This window comes from Rhodococcus sp. JCM 9793 (assembly GCF_055380405.1).
In genome coordinates, this window is sequence record NZ_AP043721.1 from 43,179 (window position 1) to 59,185 (window position 16,007).

General features: G+C 64.8%; 14 protein-coding genes. 4 read left to right on the forward strand and 10 right to left on the reverse strand.

Translation table 11 applies throughout. The features are described 5' to 3' along the window. Positions 1–100 precede the first annotated feature (100 nt). The gene (locus ACZ46K_RS02325) at positions 101–529 is read right to left on the reverse strand and encodes a Fur family transcriptional regulator (RefSeq protein ID WP_247274893.1); all 429 of its coding nucleotides are present in this window, start codon (positions 527–529) and stop codon (positions 101–103) included. 109 nt (positions 530–638) lie between these two features. Here ACZ46K_RS02325 and ACZ46K_RS02330 point away from each other — a divergent pair, with 109 nt between their 5' ends. Further along, the gene (locus tag ACZ46K_RS02330; RefSeq protein ID WP_054806915.1) at positions 639–1,535 is read left to right on the forward strand and encodes an LLM class flavin-dependent oxidoreductase; all 897 of its coding nucleotides are present in this window, start codon (positions 639–641) and stop codon (positions 1,533–1,535) included. 200 nt (positions 1,536–1,735) lie between these two features. Here ACZ46K_RS02330 and ACZ46K_RS02335 read toward each other — a convergent pair whose 3' ends face one another. Continuing rightward, entirely contained in the window at positions 1,736–3,193 is a 1,458-nt protein-coding gene (locus ACZ46K_RS02335; RefSeq protein ID WP_464746468.1) for a catalase, read from the reverse strand. 302 nt (positions 3,194–3,495) lie between these two features. Here ACZ46K_RS02335 and ACZ46K_RS02340 point away from each other — a divergent pair, with 302 nt between their 5' ends. Then, positions 3,496–4,284 carry a DUF5602 domain-containing protein gene (locus ACZ46K_RS02340; protein ID WP_054806912.1) on the forward strand — a complete coding sequence of 263 codons (789 nt, stop codon included), beginning with the start codon at positions 3,496–3,498 and terminating at the stop codon, positions 4,282–4,284. Positions 4,285–4,287: 3 nt separating this feature from the next. Here the strand turns inward: ACZ46K_RS02340 and ACZ46K_RS02345 are convergent, their stop codons facing one another. From ACZ46K_RS02345 to ACZ46K_RS02365, 5 genes are all read right to left on the reverse strand, one after another. Then, entirely contained in the window at positions 4,288–4,911 is a 624-nt protein-coding gene (locus ACZ46K_RS02345; RefSeq protein WP_054806911.1) for a pentapeptide repeat-containing protein, read from the reverse strand. A gap of 81 nt (positions 4,912–4,992) precedes the next feature. Next, a complete protein-coding gene (locus ACZ46K_RS02350; RefSeq protein ID WP_464746470.1) occupies positions 4,993–5,670 on the reverse strand; it encodes an acetoacetate decarboxylase family protein in 678 nt (225 codons plus the stop codon). Further along, on the reverse strand, positions 5,651–7,366 hold the full coding sequence (locus ACZ46K_RS02355) for an FAD-dependent oxidoreductase (protein WP_464746472.1): 1,716 nt from the start codon (positions 7,364–7,366) through the stop codon (positions 5,651–5,653). The genes ACZ46K_RS02350 and ACZ46K_RS02355 overlap by 20 nt, the downstream gene beginning before the upstream one ends. Then, positions 7,363–8,859 carry a flavin-containing monooxygenase gene (locus tag ACZ46K_RS02360; RefSeq protein ID WP_464746474.1) on the reverse strand — a complete coding sequence of 499 codons (1,497 nt, stop codon included), beginning with the start codon at positions 8,857–8,859 and terminating at the stop codon, positions 7,363–7,365. Before ACZ46K_RS02360 ends, ACZ46K_RS02355 begins: the two co-directional genes overlap by 4 nt. Positions 8,860–8,900: 41 nt before the next feature. Beyond that, on the reverse strand, positions 8,901–9,479 hold the full coding sequence (locus tag ACZ46K_RS02365; RefSeq protein WP_464746476.1) for a TetR/AcrR family transcriptional regulator: 579 nt from the start codon (positions 9,477–9,479) through the stop codon (positions 8,901–8,903). 169 nt (positions 9,480–9,648) lie between these two features. Between ACZ46K_RS02365 and ACZ46K_RS02370 the strand changes: the two genes are divergently transcribed. Beyond that, positions 9,649–10,128 carry a MaoC family dehydratase gene (locus tag ACZ46K_RS02370; protein ID WP_054806669.1) on the forward strand — a complete coding sequence of 160 codons (480 nt, stop codon included), beginning with the start codon at positions 9,649–9,651 and terminating at the stop codon, positions 10,126–10,128. Positions 10,129–10,206: 78 nt separating this feature from the next. Here the strand turns inward: ACZ46K_RS02370 and ACZ46K_RS02375 are convergent, their stop codons facing one another. The 3 genes from ACZ46K_RS02375 to ACZ46K_RS02385 all read right to left on the reverse strand — a co-directional run bounded on the left by ACZ46K_RS02375 (position 10,207) and on the right by ACZ46K_RS02385 (position 13,811). Next, a complete protein-coding gene (locus ACZ46K_RS02375; protein WP_054806668.1) occupies positions 10,207–11,238 on the reverse strand; it encodes an aspartate-semialdehyde dehydrogenase in 1,032 nt (343 codons plus the stop codon). A gap of 2 nt (positions 11,239–11,240) precedes the next feature. Further along, positions 11,241–12,506, reverse strand: a complete 1,266-nt coding sequence (locus ACZ46K_RS02380) for an aspartate kinase (protein WP_464746478.1) — start codon at positions 12,504–12,506, stop codon at positions 11,241–11,243. Positions 12,507–12,584: 78 nt separating this feature from the next. After that, complete coding sequence (locus ACZ46K_RS02385; protein WP_054809935.1) at positions 12,585–13,811, reverse strand: DUF4185 domain-containing protein; 1,227 nt, start codon at positions 13,809–13,811, stop codon at positions 12,585–12,587. A 343-nt stretch (positions 13,812–14,154) separates the two neighbouring features. On the opposite strand from ACZ46K_RS02385, the gene leuA reads away from it, so the two are divergent. After that, positions 14,155–15,966 (forward strand): 2-isopropylmalate synthase, encoded by a 1,812-nt coding sequence (gene leuA / locus ACZ46K_RS02390; RefSeq protein WP_464746480.1) that lies wholly within the window; start codon positions 14,155–14,157, stop codon positions 15,964–15,966. Positions 15,967–16,007 lie beyond the last annotated feature (41 nt).

A 16,007-nucleotide genomic window follows, 5' to 3' on the forward strand; every position in this document is an offset into this window, starting at 1 on the left:
ACCTCCGTATTGGCGATTACCCGTGAGACCGGGTGCGACGCGTCGACACGGGTCGCCGGAGCGACACCGTGCATGAAGTGGATGTGGATATCGAAAGGGTTCAGCGGCAGGACTGGCACAGGCCCCAGAAGGTCACCTCGGCTTCGTCGACGACGAAGCCTCCGGCATCCGACGGAGTAAGGCAGGGTGCAGCACCGACGGCGCAGTCGACGTCGACGACGGTGCCGCAGTTACGGCAGACCAGGTGGTGGTGGTTGTCTCCGGTGCGAGTCTCGAACCGGGCCGGGGATCCGGCCGGCTCGATCCGTCGGAGAAGTCCGGCGCCCACGCAGGCCCTGAGTACGTCGTACACGGCCTGGGTAGATACCTTGCCGAGCTCGTCTCGCACAGCGGCGGCAACCTCATCGGCATCCGAATGTGGGTTCCGGGCAACCATATCGAGTACTGCAACACGCGGAGCCGTCACCCGGAGCCCCACGGAACGAAGCTGTTCCTTGGGGTCGAAGTGTGAGTCATCCGTTCGCTGCATGGTCTCAAGTATGCCGCTTTTCTGGAATTAGTCAAGAAAAGAGATCGTGTGGTGACGATCACCAGTTAGGGTGAGCAGCATCGCCCCCGGTCAGCGAAGGGACCAGACCATGCCCGATTACGGTCAACAGCTCAGGTTCGGAAGCTTCCTCACTCCGGCCGCCGCAGACCCGTCGACCGTCGTAGACCTGGCCGTCGGATCCGAACGCGCAGGTCTCGACCTGGTCACCATCCAGGACCATCCGTATCAACCCCGGTTTCTCGACACATGGACACTGCTGACCTGGATCGCAGCGACGACCGAGACCGTCGCGGTGTCGCCGAACGTCGCCAATCTCCCACTGCGAGGGCCCGCGATCCTCGCACGCAGCGCCGCGTCACTCGATCGGCTCAGCGGCGGGCGCGTCGAACTCGGACTGGGTGCGGGCGCATTCTGGGATGCCGTCGCCGCCAACGGAGGTCCACGACGCAGTGCCGGTGAATCGGTCGACGCCCTCGTCGAGGCCATATCCGTGATCCGGGCGCTCTGGTCGGACGAACGCGGTGCGGCACGCGTCGACGGTGAGCACTACAGCGTCTCCGGCGCCAAGCGCGGTCCGGCTCCGCTACACGACATCGGAGTCTGGCTCGGCGCATACGGGAAACGGATGCTCGCCGTGACAGGACGCCACGCCGACGGTTGGCTACCCAGCGCATTCAATGCCGGTCCCGACAAACTCGGCGCGATGACCGAGCGTGTGGACGAGGCCGCACACGAGGCGGGCCGCGACCCTGCAGCGATCCGCCGCTTGTACAACATCAGCGGCACCTTCACCGAATCCGCCGACGGTTCGTTCCTCAACGGCCCACCGCGAGTATGGGCCGAACAACTCGCTGATCTGGCGTTGCTGCACGGCACCAGCACATTCATCCTCGGCAGCGACTCCGCCGACGACCTCGAACGCTTCGCAGGCGAGGTCGCGCCACACGTGCGCGACCTCGTCGACGCGGAGCGGAATGCAACCTGACGCGGTTCAGCGATTGCGGGGCAGGACGGTGAGGACTCGCTCGTGTGCTCGCGAAATTCCTGCATGTACTTCGGAGGAAGTCATGCGTACACGCGGAATTTTCGTCGGCGATTCCATCGATGTTCCCCTGACCGCCGCCGCGGAGACACCTGAGGGGCCGGCCGCGATGCGCGGACGACCCCTCGGGTGAGGCGGAAGGACTAGATCGGCCGCGCTCCCTTGAGTGCTGCAATCGCCTTCGCAACACCCTCACCGTAGGCGGGGTCGCACTGGGTGCAGTTGTCGATGTGGCGCTGCACCACAATCTCCTCGGCGCCGTCGATCGCGCGGGCGGTGTTCTCGAACAGCGCCTGCTTCTGCTCGTCGCTCATGTTGTTGAACAGCACACGGGGCTGCGAGAAGTAGTTGTCGTCGTCCTCACGGAAGTTCCACGCATCGGCGACGTCGCCCACCGACTGCGGTGGGTTGCGGTACTCCGCCTGCTCCTGCCACTTTCCATAGCTGTTCGGCTCATAGTGCAGCTTGCCGCCATGGTTGCCGTCGACCCGCATCCCGCCATCCCGGTGGAAGCTGTTCACTCCGTTCCTCGGAGCATTGACGGGGATCTGGAAGTGATTGACTCCCAACCGGTACCGCTGCGCATCACCGTAGGAGAACAGACGCCCCTGGAGCATCCTGTCGGGAGAGAAGCTGATGCCCGGGACCACGTGTGCCGGGTTGAACGCGGCCTGCTCGACCTCAGCGAAGTAGTTGTCCGGGTTGCGGTTGAGCTCCCACTCGCCGACCTCGATGAGCGGATAGTCGCCCTTCGGCCACACCTTGGTCAAATCGAACGGATGGTAGGGCACCTTCGCAGCGTCGGCCTCCGGCATGATCTGCACGCACAACTTCCACTTCGGGAAGTCGCCGGACTCGATCGCATCGAAGAGGTCGCGCTGAGCGCTTTCGCGATCGGTGCCGACGAGAGCTGCGGCCTCGGCGTCGGTCAGATTCTTGATGCCCTGCTGAACGCGGTGATGGAACTTCACCCAGAACCGCTCGCCCTCGGCATTGATGAAACTGAAGGTGTGCGATCCGAAACCGTGCATGTGCCGGTACGAGGAAGGGATGCCACGGTCGCTCATCACGATGGTGACCTGGTGCAGCGACTCCGGCAGGTTGGTCCAGAAATCCCAGTTGTTGTTGGGACTACGCAGATTGGTGCGCGGGTCACGCTTGACGGCATGGTTGAGGTCGGGGAACTTCAGCGGATCGCGGAAGAAGAAGACCGGGGTGTTGTTGCCCACGAGGTCCCAGTTTCCGTCCTCGGTGTAGAACTTGACCGCGAAGCCGCGGATGTCGCGCTCGGCATCGGCAGCACCGCGCTCGCCGGCGACAGTGGAGAACCGGGCGAACAGTTCGGTCTTCTTGCCGACCTCGGAGAAGATCTTGGCGGTGGTGTACTGCGAGATGTCGTTGGTGACGGTGAAGGTCCCGTACGCTCCCGAACCCTTCGCGTGCATGCGGCGTTCGGGAATGACCTCACGGTCGAAGTGCGCGAGTTTTTCGAGGAACCAGACGTCCTGGAGGAGTTGCGGACCTCGCGGTCCAGCAGTGATGACGTTCTGATTGTCGGGGACGGGGGCACCTGCGCCGGTCGTCAACTTGTCCTGGGTCATAGTCGTCCCTCCGTAGGCATGCATGGGTGTGCGTGCGTTGAGTCGAAGTTCGTATCCAGTTGTCGCTCTACCACTCCGGGCTGCGGAGCGGCGGGGATCCCTGGCGTTCCACAACGTGGGCTCGTGTTGTGTTGCCAGTCACACTTCATCACCTTTTCTTGAATAGGTCAAGAAAACGAGGCACAAAGTCCCGATGTGCCGGCGGGCAGAGCCGGAACATCACGATTCAACGTACCCGGCGCGGGACCGGCCGTCAGGGAAATACCATCCGATTCACCAGCCTCATGCATCACAGGAGAATCATGGCCATCCGATCACGCTCGCCCCTGCTCGTCGCTGCGGCATGCGCGCTCCTCGTGACCGCCTCCCCCGCCGCGCACGCAGGCGGAATGTCGGGAGTCGTCAGCGCCGACGAGGTTTCGGTCGGGGCCGGTAGCGCACATACCTATGTCGCGTTCGACGACGACCGCGCTCCGACCGCGGTCGGTGTCCGCCTCGACGCCGCCGCCCTCGATGAACTCCCGATCGGGATGTTGCCGACCACTCAGGAGTACGTCCTGCCGCTACCCGAGCAGGCCGCGACGACGATCTTCGACCACGTGACCCTCGACTGGAATTCGCACGGCCACAACCCTGAGCACGGCTTCGACATCCCCCACATCGATGTGCACTTCTACTTGATCGACTCTGCAGCCAGAGAGGCGATCCATCCCCTGACGCCTGGCTACATCGAAGCGTCCACCCGACTCCCCGACCCCCGGTATCTACCGGACGGCTATGCCTCCGGCGACGATCCACTCATGGGCACCGTCCCGGGCATGGGACTGCACTGGCTCGACACCGGCGCACACGATCATCACTTCACCGAGACGGTATTGCACGGGACGTGGGATGGTCAGGTCGTGTTCATCGAGCCGATGATGACCCGTGAGTGGCTCACGTCGAAGCCGGATCTGCACCAGGACCTGCCCCAACCCGCCGCCTACCAGCAGTCCGGCGCGTACCCCACGACCTACTCCGTCACCTGGGACGACGCCGCGCAGGAGTACGTCATCGAACTCGGCGGGCTCACGCCCCGGGAACCGTCGTAGGTCTCAGCTGTGTACGACCTCGAGCCCTTGCGCACCCGCATACGCCAGCGCCTGCCCTAAATCGATCTTCACACCCCTCAGGCTCGCGGAGACCCACAGCATCGCATCGACGCGCGCCCCGGTCAGGTCTGCTCCGTCGAGTCGCAACCCACCGGCACGCACGCCGCTGAGATCGGCGCCGACGAGGAGCGCTTCGCGCAGATCTGCCTCGACGAGGTTCGCCTCCCGCAATCGGCACCCGCTCAGGTCCGCCTTCCGCAGGTCGATGCCACCCAATGAGGTGAGGCTGAAGTCGACCTCGTCGAAGGTCATCGGCCGCATCCGGCAATCGCGGAAGACCGAACCGAGAAACGTCGAGTTCCGGAAGGTGCTGCCGCGCAACTGCGTGTACTCGAATGTGCAGTTCCGGAACGCCGCACCGGAGTGCGTCGAGCCGGTGAGATCCGCGCCGGTGAAGTCGCAGTCGGTGAACGTGACCGCTTCCGTCCTGAGCTCGGAGAGGTCCGCATCGTGGAACGTGCAGCCCACGTACTCCTGACGACTCCACTGTTGCCCGGGTAGACGAGCGTCCGAATAGTCCTCTCCCACGATCGTGTCGGCTGCGGTATCGAAGGCGGGGTCACTCATACCCCCAGTGTTCACCATGGCGGATCCTGCGACCTCGCTAGGGCGTCTCCGCTGAATCTGGGCGTGGAAGAGCAGTCATGATCACGGCTCCGTGGATTGTCGAGAATCGACGGACACGCCCTGACCCGCGATGTGCGCCGGCCCGGTCGCCATCGAACCGGACGTGATGACGATTCCGTGATGGGTCCCCGACCGCAGCCAGCGGCTCAGCGTCGGGCCCTCGGCGTCGACCGTCACCCGCGCATACCGGAAACGACCACGAAGACGTGCAGAGGCCCGATGCAGTTCTCCGTTCTCGCCCGGCTGCGCGAACGTCAGGCCTCCGGCGATAGGGAGCTGTGGACCCCGCGGCGATGCGGAGGTCCGGACCGTCCATTCCTCTCCCGCTGCAGTGAAGTTGCCCAGGACATCCCCGGAGAAGTCGGCGAGCACCTTCGGCAGCTTCCAGTGCTCACGGCCACCGTGTACCGACGATTCGGAATCCACAGCGATGAACGGCACCGCCATCGCAGGAATCAGCCCGCGTCGGAGCACCGGGCTTGCCAGGACCTCGTGATACGGGCCGACCGGCGAATCCCGGTAATCGACCATCATCGCGAGCGTCATCGGCACAACCGGCCCGTCCGGACCGAATTCACGGGCCGCAGGAGTACTACGGTGCCACCACAGGGTGGCGCGTACGCTCGCCGGCCACGGTGGTGGCGGCGACACCGGCCAGTCGGTACGTTCGTCGCCGCTTTCAGGCACGCTCCACAGCATTGCCGGCCTCCTCAGGTCGAATCGCGAACAGCGGCAGGCGCAGCGCTCCGGGCGCATCCGACGGCACCGTCGGCCGCACCGGCAGCACGGGTTTCACCGCAGCGTAGGGCGTTCCGACGGCAGGTCTCGAGTCGGCCTCACCCTTGTTGGGCCACAACGCCATTGCCCGCTCGGCCTGAGCGGTGATGGTCAGGGACGGGTTGACGCCGAGGTTCGCGGTGACGACCGAGCCGTCGACCACATGGATGCCCTCGTGTCCGTACGCGCGCAAGTACGGGTCGACGACACCGGTCTCGGGTGAGTCGCCGATCACGCAACCGCCGAGGAAATGTGCGGTCATGGGGATGTTCACCAGATCCAGGAGCGATCCCCCGGCGTCACCGCCGATCTCGTCGCCCAACCGCCGGACCGCCTCGTGCCCGACGGGGATCCATTCCGGTGGCGGGTTTCCGGGCCCCTGCCTGCTGGTGACGCCGCGCCCGAAGGGACTCCGCCTGCTGGCGAGTTCGAGGGAGTTGTCGTCGGTCTGCATCACGAGCGCGATGACGGTGCGTTCGGACCAGTGCCGCACCGACAGGCTGCGCAGGAAGGCGCGCGGATTACCGGCCGCGACACCTACGAACTTCGCCAAACGCGGAATTCTGCCTCCACCATCGACGAGCATTGCCTGCAGCAGCCCGATCACGTTACTGCCTTTGCCGTACCGGACCGGTTCGATGTGGGTGTGATCGTCGGGGTGGAACGACGACGTGATCGCAACTCCCTCGGTGTAGTCGACGTCGCGGTTCTGCGCGGTCGCTGCGAGCACCGCCTCGGAGTTGGTCCGGACGACGCGACCGAGCTTCGGCGACAACCGAGGTAGATCGCCGCTTTCGCGCATCGCGAGCAGCAAGCGCGCGGTGCCATAGGTTCCCGCCGCAACGATCACCTGGTCTGCGGTGAACAGCTTCCGGCGCTTACGGATCCCGTTCGTGCTCCGAGTCTCGATCTCGTAGCCGCCGCCTGCGCGGGGCGCGACCCGGGTCGCGGTGGTCAGTGGGTGAATACGCGCACCCGCATGCTCGGCAAGGTGGAGATAGTTCTTGACGAGGGTGTTCTTTGCGCCCACACGGCAACCCGTCATGCAGCTACCGCATTCCGTGCATCCGGTGCGATCCGGACCCGCGCCTCCGAAGAACGGGTCAGGAACAGTCCTGCCCGGTTCGTCGAAGAAGACACCGACCGGTGTGGGGCCGAAGGTGTGGCCCGCGCCCATGTCGTCGGCGACCTTGCGCATCACCTCGTCGGCGGGGGTGATGCTGGGGTTCTCGCGCACTCCGAGCATCCGCGACGCCTGCTCGTAGTAGGGCGAGAGTTCGGCCTCCCAATCGGTGATGTGGCCCCACTGCGGATCCTGGAAGAATCGCGAGGGCGGACGGTAGAGGGTGTTCGCATAGTTGAGCGAACCACCTCCGACTCCAGCCCCGGCCATGACCAGTACATCAGGAAGGAGGTGAATGCGCTGCACGCCATAGCATCCGATCGCCGGCGCCCACAGGTACTTACGGAGCCGCCAGCTGGTCTCGGGGAGTTCGTCGTCGGCGAAACGGCGACCCGCCTCGAGAACTCCGACCCGGTACCCCTTCTCGGTCAGGCGCAGGGCGGAGACGCTGCCACCGAATCCCGATCCGATGACGAGGATGTCGTAATGGGTCATCGTCGTGCTCCCGTGTTCTCGGCCCACAGGTCGTAGTTCTCTGCGTCGAACTCCTTGGTCCGGTTGCGGTAGTGCCAGGTGAATGTCGGCCACATCACCGAGTTCCGACCAGTCCTGTCGAGATACCAACTGCTGCAGCCACCGGTGTTCCAGACCGTACCGGCCAGCATCGGGTCGAGTTCCTCGGCGAAGCGACGCTGCGCGTCGGCTCTGACCTCCACCGCATCGAGACGACGGGTGCGCATGACCCTCAGGGCGTCTGCGATGTACGCGGCCTGGGACTCGAGCATGTACACGATGGAGCTGTGTCCGAGATTGGTGTTCGGGCCGTACATGAGGAACAGGTTCGGGAATCCGTTGACGCTGATTCCCAGGTGCGCCGAAGGGCTTCCGTTCCATACTTCCGCGAGACTCCGTCCGTGCTCCCCTCGGACATGTTGCGCTACGGGGGGTTCGGACGGTGTGAATCCGGTTCCGAAGATGATCGTGTCGACGGGGTATTCGTTGCCGGCGGCATCGACGACTCCGTTCTCGGTCGCCGAGGTCAGCGCCGACGACACGACGTCGACATTGCGACGGGTAATTGCCGGGAACCAGTCGTTGGACAACAGGATTCGTTTGCAGGTGATGGCGAAGTCCGGAGTGAGGCGGTCCCGCAGCTCCGGGTCCGGTACCTGCTTACGCAAGACCGAACGGGCACGCTTCTCGAACAGCGGCAAGGCGTACTTCCGCGCGAACGGTTTCGTCATACCGACGACGTACATCTCCTTCTGACTGTACACAGCACCTCGAACAACCTTCTGGATCAACGGGAATCGACGGTACAGTGATCGAACAGAGGAAGCGATTCCGTGATCGCGCTTCGGCATCACCCAGGAGGCGGTGCGCTGGAACAGCGTGAGGTGTTCGACCTTGTCGACGATCGAGGGAACGAACTGGATCGCCGACGCGCCCGTGCCGATCACCGCGACCCGCTTGCCTGTCAGATCGTGGTCGTGGTTCCACTCCGCCGAGTGGAACATGGTTCCGCGGAACATCTCCAAGCCCGGCACTTTGGGCAGAGTCGGAGTGGAGAGTGCGCCCGTCGCAGCAATGAGCACGTCAGCGGTGAGGTCGCCGCGCGAGGTCGATACCACCCATCGTGCGCGGTCGCCGTCCCACTGCGCGTCGCGCAGTGCGCACCCGAACATCGTCCTCTGCGTGATGCCCTGCTCGCGGGCGACCCGACGCAGGTACGCGTAGATCTCGGCCTGGGTGCCGTGCGCCCTCTTCCATCCGGATTCCGGGGCGAAGGAGAACGAGTAGAGTGCACTCGGAACATCGCATGCGGCACCGGGATAGGTGTTCGATCGCCAGGTTCCACCGACATCGTCGCCGCGTTCGACGATGAGCACGTCGGCTGCGGGATCGTCGCGCAACAGGGTGGCGACCATGCCGATTCCACCGAACCCCGCGCCGACGACGAGAGTATGGACATGCCGAGGGAGTGTCACCCGGCTCCCTTCATCACCGGATCTCACTGCATCACCGGATCTCACTGCATCACCAGAGCCTTCCATGCCGGGAGCAGCCGCTCCCGGAACTCACGATCGGATTCGGGACTGCGCATCAGGGCCGATACCGCGAGCCCCCGAGCCAGTTCGATACTGAGATCGACCCCCTCCGGACTCAGTCGATCACCCATGATTTCCATCATTCCCACACGGAGCGCGTCGGATACCTTGCGCTCGAGTGGGATCATCGCGGCATGCAAAGCCGGATCGGTGCGAGCCGCGACCCACAGTTCGAGCGCGGCATCGAACAGCGGCCCGGAGAATGCGTCCACCAGCGTCTCGATTCCGCGCTCGGGATCCGGTTCCGCTTCCAGAATTTCGACGAGACGCTTGTCCACAAGGTGCTCCACAGCCGCGACGACCAGGGATTCCTTGGTCGGAAAGTGGTGGAGTTGCGCGCCGCGCGACACCCCGGCCCGCGTGGCGATGCCGTGGGTGCTGGTGCCCGAATACCCCAGTTCGACGAGGGATTCGACCGCCGCGTCGAGCAACTTGGCGCGGGTCGCCGCGGTGCGTTGCGCTTGGGTTCGCGAACCCGGCGTCACAGTGTCGTAGATCACGATACCGAGCGTAACCCCAAACCAACAAACAGTCCAGACTGTTTTTATCTGCTACCTACGGTGCCGCAGGGTGGCGAGACCCATTCGATACCCAACCCGGGACCAAACAGCGGCATACGGAGCAGAATCGCTTACGCGCACTGCAATACCGAGCAGTAAGGGAGTCCAGATGACGTCCACTGAAACCACCGGTACCCACGTCTCCACCCTCGCCGAACTCGCCCGATACGTCGGCAAGCCCCTCGGCCTCAGCTCCTGGATCACCGTCGGACAGGATCGGATCGACACCTTCGCCGATGCGACCGACGACCATCAGTGGATCCACATCGATCCTGACCGCGCAGCGAAGGAAAGCCCGTTCGGCGGACCGATCGCACACGGGTATCTGACGCTGTCACTGATCATTCCGATGTGGTACGAGGTACTGAAGGTCGACAGTGTGACACTGGCCCTCAACTACGGCCTCGACAAGGTTCGCTTCACCAACCCGGTGCCCGCGGGTGGTCGGGTACGACTCGACGCAACACTGAAATCTCTCGACGAACTACCCAAGGGCGGCGTCCAGATCGTCATCGAGGGCGTGATCGAACTCGAGGACAGTGCACGCCCCGCGGTGGTCGTCGAAGCGATCTACCGGATGTTCGAGTAACCCTGTCGCACTCCACTCCGTAACGAGCGAACGGCACCTTCGATCGATCGAAGGTGCCGTTCGGAAATGCAGGGAGGATTACACCAGGAGCTCTGCGATCTGAATAGTGTTGAGCGCAGCGCCCTTCCGGAGGTTGTCACCCGACACGAACAGTGCGAGGCCACGGCCCTCGGGGGCTCCTGGATCCTGACGGATACGACCCACCAGAGACACGTCGTCGCCGGCCGCAGCGAGGGGCGTCGGCACGTCGACCAGCTTGACACCCGGAGCCGACGCGAGGACTTCCTGCGCCCGCGCCGGCGAGAGCGGACGCTCGAACTCCGCGTTGATCGACAGCGAGTGACCCGTGATCACGGGAACGCGCACGCATGTTCCCGACACGAGCAGGTCGGGAAGACCGAGGATCTTGCGCGACTCGTTGCGCAGCTTCTGATCCTCGTCGGTCTCGCCGGTGCCGTCGTCGACGATCGCCCCGGCCATCGGGAGAACGTTGAATGCGATCGGCGCGACGTACTTGTCCGGCGCCGGGAAATCGACAGCGCTGCCATCGTGCACGAGCTTCTCGGCGTCGCCGATCACCGCACGCGCCTGGCCGAGGAGTTCCTCTACGCCGGCGATACCGCTACCCGACACGGCCTGGTAGCTCGAGATGACCAGACGCTGCAGGCCTGCCTCGTCGTGCAGGGCCTTGAGGACCGGCATCGCGGCCATGGTGGTGCAGTTCGGGTTGGCGATGATGCCCTTCGGCAGGTTCTTCGTCGCCTCCGGGTTGACCTCGCTCACCACCAGCGGAACCTCGGGGTCCTTGCGCCACGCCGACGAGTTGTCGACGACGGTCGCTCCGGCCGCGGCGAACCGCGGAGCCTGCTCACGCGACAGGGTCGCGCCTGCGGAGAACAGGGCGATGTCGATGCCCTTCAGATCCTCGTCGGAGGTCGCGGTCGCGTCCTCGACGACGATCTCCTCGCCGCGGAACGGCAGCTTCTTTCCTGCCGAACGGGCCGATGCGAAGAACCGCACCTTGTCGGCCGGGAAGTTGCGCTCCTCGAGAAGGGTGCGCATGACGATGCCGACCTGTCCGGTCGCACCGACTACAGCGATTGTGGTCATGATTACCGTCCCGTCCCTGCATGCACGACGGCCTCTTCGGTGCCGCCGAGTTCGAACGCGGCGTGGAGTACCCGCACTGCGTCGTCGAGGTCGTTGTCGTCGACCAGCACCGAGATGCGGATCTCGGAGGTCGAGATGAGGTCGATGTTGATACCGGCGTCCGCCAATGCCTCGCAGAACTTGGCGGTCACGCCGGGGTGGCTCTTCATGCCTGCACCGACGAGCGACACCTTGCCGATGTGGTCGTCGAACAGCACCTGAGTGAAGCCGATTTCGTCCTGACGCTTGCTGAGCAACTCGACGGCGCGCGGGCCGTCGGAGGTCGGCAGCGTGAAAGTGATGTCGGTTTTGCCGGTGTCCACCTTGGAGACGTTCTGCAACACCATGTCGATGTTGATCTCGGCGTCGGCGACAGCGCGGAACACCTTCGCGGCGTAGCCGGGCGTGTCGGGCAGTCCGACAACAGTGATCTTCGATTCGCTGCGATCGTGTGCAACGCCGGTGATCAGGGCTTCTTCCACGGGGATGTCCTCCATCGATCCGGTCACGAGGGTGCCGGGCTTGGTGGTGTACGACGAACGAACGTGCACGGGCACGTTGTAGCGGCGGGCGTACTCGACACAGCGCAGCATCAAGACCTTGGCCCCGCATGCTGCAAGTTCGAGCATCTCCTCGAAGGAGACCTTGTCGAGCCGCTGCGCATCCTTGACGATGCGCGGGTCGGCGCTGAACACGCCGTCGACGTCGGTGTAGATCTCACAGACGTCCGCGTTCAGCGCGGCGGCAAGAGCGACAGCGGTCGTGTCCGATCCGCCGCGGCCGAGCGTCGTGATGTCTTTATTGTCCTGGCTGACGCCCTGGAACCCGGCGACGAGCACGATGCTGCCCTCGTCGAGTGCGGTGCGCACCCGACCGGGCGTCACGTCGATGATCTTCGCCTTGCCGTGGCTGCTGGTGGTGATGACACCCGCCTGCGAGCCGGTGAACGACCTGGCTTCGGCACCGAACGAGTGGATGGCCATCGCGACGAGGGCGTTGGAGATGCGCTCACCCGATGTGAGGAGCATGTCCATCTCGCGCGCCGGCGGGGCCGGACAGACCTGCTGGGCGAGGTCGAGGAGTTCATCGGTCGTGTCGCCCATCGCCGACACGACCACGACGACGTCGTTGCCCGCCTTCTTGGTCTCGACGATCCTTTCAGCGACGCGCCGGATCCGTTCGGCCGTTGCGACCGATGATCCTCCGTACTTCTGGACGACGAGTGCCACGCTGGCGAACCTCCGGGGTCTTGGGTACAAGTCCAGGAAGTAAGCTTACCGATGTCGACCGGCAGCGCGGGTCCCGCCCTATCCGGAGACGGTCGTATGCAGAAGCATGACGTTGTAATCGCTCCAGCGTGAGGCAGTGAAATAGAGGTCGTTGCCCGTCGACCACGGGTGGATGAACGGGGCATAGATACCCCCGGCCGAATCACGCGCCACGATTTGCCGTGGTTCGCTCCACGGACCTTCGGGCGACGGGCTGGTCCGCAGATCGATCCCGCCGGTCACATCGTTGCCGTAGACCATGACGAACCGGTCGCCGGTGAAATGCACCGACAGCTCCCCGACCGCGCCCGGGATGATCGGAACCGCGCGGTCGACGTCACCCGGAATCCAGCCGTCGGCGGTCCAGTACTCGTACGCACCGAGGTCGAGGATCCGCTGCTCGGACACCCGGGAGAGGAACGCAGCGCCGAACCTCCCCTGCGGGGTCCCGTAGTCGTAGAGATAACCGCCGTGTCGCACGTATGCGTGCTGCTGGAAATTCGCGTTGCCCATCGACAACTGCTGGACACCCGGAATATCGAGGGGAACGTTCAGCCTTGCGGTCGCCGGGTCGACGTGCCAGGTCTCGCCATTGTCGACGGAGGTGCCGATCATGGAGGCGTTGGTCCACCATTCGCCGTGGTCCCCCCAGGCCCGCACCGACATGAAGTTGATGTACTGCACCCCGTCGACGGCGATCCCCGCAGTGGGAATCACGGTCTTCTCGATCCCTTCGATCCCGAGCGCTCCCACGAGCTCGCGGGAGAAACCGGGAGCGTGGGCATCCACCGGCGAACCGGCATGGATGTCTCCGGGAACGGGATCGGGAACGTCGATGCCGTCGGTCAGGTCTGTGTCCGCACTGCGCATGAGGACGTTGTGCCGCCATTCCTCACCCGGGGCGGCGCAGTCTCCGAAGGTGTCGCCGAAGGCCATGAGGATTCTGCGATCCGGCTCGGCCGCACCGTTGTCCCACATGATGGCCAGGTCTGTGCCCGAGACGGAGAACCGCGCATCGGTCCGGTTGTCGCTGCGCGGCCCGGTGACCCACGCGACGGTCCGCGTAGGCCCGGGCCCCGGGTCCGGGAGCAGGTCCTTCGGCGCATCGGGCAGGAAATCGAAACTGCCGCCGCTGCCGAGCCCGCTACTACTGGGACTTTCGTGGCCGCATGGCTCGGCACCGGCGTGCACTGCAAGCGGCACCGTCCCAGCCAGCGCGAGGACAAGGGCGCAGCCCCCGACGGCTGCCGTCCTCAAAGACTGCATGAAACACACCCCTTGCCACTCGCCTGGTACCAGTGTGACTGGTGATACTCGAGTTCATCTCTGAGCACAATAAGGCGTCGAGGTGCGGACATGCGGGAAGCGCTGATTTCGATCGGGTCACGAACACACCGCGAGCACATCCCGACTGCGCGGCCGATCCACGACCGGTAGCCCCGTGGGCGAACTCCGGTAATGCGCGTTACACTGCTTGGCATGCAGCGTGCGCTTCTCCTCGGCCGCCGCGGCGGGATTTGACCAGACCGGCCTCCCGTCGCGGGGTTTCGTCGCGCCGGTCGATATCCTGATCTGGACTTACAAGTCCCTCTTTTTCTTGGAGTACGTCATGTCACCCGCCGACGCTTTCACTTCCGGTTCGCGCAACATCACGCCGCCGACCAAGCCTGCTCCCGCCGACCAGGCGCCCTGGAACAAGCAGAAGAACTCGTCCATGCCCACCTACCGGTACCGGCCTTTCGCCGAAGAGGTGGAGCCCGTCTCGCTGCCCGACCGGACCTGGCCCGACAAGATCATCGAACGCGCGCCGGGCTGGTGCGCCGTCGATCTGCGCGACGGCAACCAGGCACTCATCGACCCGATGAGCCCAGCACGTAAGCGCCGCATGTTCGATCTGCTGGTCCGCATGGGCTACAAGGAGATCGAGGTCGGCTTCCCGTCGGCGAGCCAGACCGATTTCGATTTCGTCCGGGAAATCATCGAGGACAACGCAATTCCCGATGACGTCACCATCCAGGTGCTGACGCAGTCACGTCCCGAGCTGATCACCCGCACCTTCGAGGCCTGCACCGGCGCGCAGAACGTGATCGTGCATTTCTACAACTCGACGTCGATCCTGCAGCGCCGCGTCGTGTTCAAGGCCGACCAGGCCACCGTCAAGAAGATCGCAACCGACGCCGCCGAACTGGTGATCGAGACGGCGAAGAACTACCCGGATACGAACTGGCGTTGGGAATACTCCCCCGAGTCGTACACCGGCACCGAACTGTCGTACGCCAAGGAGGTCTGCGACGCCGTCGTCGAGACCCTCGGCGGTACCCCCGAGAATCCCGTCATCATCAACCTGCCCGCCACCGTCGAAATGGCGACACCGAACGTCTACGCCGACTCGATCGAGTGGATGCACCGGAACCTGGCCCAGCGCGACTCGATCATCCTGTCGCTGCACCCGCACAACGACCGGGGCACCGGAGTCGCCGCGGCCGAGCTGGGTTACCAGGCCGGCGCCGACCGCATCGAGGGATGCCTCTTCGGGAACGGTGAGCGCACCGGCAACGTATGCCTGGTGACGCTGGGCCTGAACATGTTCAGCCGCGGCGTCGACCCGCAGATCGACTTCTCCGACATCGACGAGATCCGACGGACCGTCGAGTACTGCAACCAGCTGCCCGTCCCGGAGCGCCACCCCTACGGCGGCGACCTGGTCTACACCGCCTTCTCCGGCAGCCATCAGGACGCGATCAACAAGGGCATGGACGTCATGAAAGCCGATGCGGACGCCGCGGGCTCCGACGTCGACGATCTCACCTGGGCCGTTCCGTACCTGCCCATCGACCCGAAGGACGTCGGCCGCAGCTACGAAGCCGTGATCCGCGTGAACTCGCAGTCCGGCAAGGGCGGCGTCGCGTACATCATGAAGCACGACCACGGCCTGAACCTGCCGCGCCGACTGCAGGTCGAATTCTCCCAGTCCGTACAGAAGGTCACCGACGGCGAAGGCGGCGAGGTCAGCCCGAAGGAGATGTGGGACATCTTCAACGAGGAATACCTGGCCCCCATCACGCCGCTCGAGCGCATCAAGCAGAAGGTCACCGCGGCCGAGACCGACGACGGCGAGGACACCGTGGTCGCCGTGCTGAAGGTCGACGGCGTCGAGAAGGAGATCACCGGCTCCGGCAACGGACCGCTGGCAGCATTCGTCGACGGCCTGGAATCCCTCGGATACCAGGTGGCGGTGCGCGGCTACGCCGAGCACGCGATGTCCGCCGGTGACGACGCGAACGCCGCCGCGTTCGTCGAAGCCGACGTGACACGACCCGACGGCACCACCGCACTGGTCTGGGGTGCGGGCATCGCACCGTCGATCACCGTCGCGTCGCTGCGCGCAGTCGTCTCCGCAGTCAATCGCGCCCACCGCTGACGCGACAAACCGACTGCACGAACGCGGCGGGCCCCGACCGG

What these genes read in the sequence shown, in the direction of transcription:
- ACZ46K_RS02325 (WP_247274893.1), bottom strand. Translation starts at nt 529, where the DNA reads ATGCAGCGAACGGATGACTCACACTTCGACCCCAAGGAACAGCTTCGT.
- ACZ46K_RS02330 (WP_054806915.1), top strand. Translation starts at nt 639, where the DNA reads ATGCCCGATTACGGTCAACAGCTCAGGTTCGGAAGCTTCCTCACTCCG.
- ACZ46K_RS02335 (WP_464746468.1), bottom strand. Translation starts at nt 3,193, where the DNA reads ATGACCCAGGACAAGTTGACGACCGGCGCAGGTGCCCCCGTCCCCGAC.
- ACZ46K_RS02340 (WP_054806912.1), top strand. Translation starts at nt 3,496, where the DNA reads ATGGCCATCCGATCACGCTCGCCCCTGCTCGTCGCTGCGGCATGCGCG.
- ACZ46K_RS02345 (WP_054806911.1), bottom strand. Translation starts at nt 4,911, where the DNA reads ATGAGTGACCCCGCCTTCGATACCGCAGCCGACACGATCGTGGGAGAG.
- ACZ46K_RS02350 (WP_464746470.1), bottom strand. Translation starts at nt 5,670, where the DNA reads ATGCTGTGGAGCGTGCCTGAAAGCGGCGACGAACGTACCGACTGGCCG.
- ACZ46K_RS02355 (WP_464746472.1), bottom strand. Translation starts at nt 7,366, where the DNA reads ATGACCCATTACGACATCCTCGTCATCGGATCGGGATTCGGTGGCAGC.
- ACZ46K_RS02370 (WP_054806669.1), top strand. Translation starts at nt 9,649, where the DNA reads ATGACGTCCACTGAAACCACCGGTACCCACGTCTCCACCCTCGCCGAA.
- ACZ46K_RS02375 (WP_054806668.1), bottom strand. Translation starts at nt 11,238, where the DNA reads ATGACCACAATCGCTGTAGTCGGTGCGACCGGACAGGTCGGCATCGTC.
- ACZ46K_RS02385 (WP_054809935.1), bottom strand. Translation starts at nt 13,811, where the DNA reads ATGCAGTCTTTGAGGACGGCAGCCGTCGGGGGCTGCGCCCTTGTCCTC.
- leuA (WP_464746480.1), top strand. Translation starts at nt 14,155, where the DNA reads ATGTCACCCGCCGACGCTTTCACTTCCGGTTCGCGCAACATCACGCCG.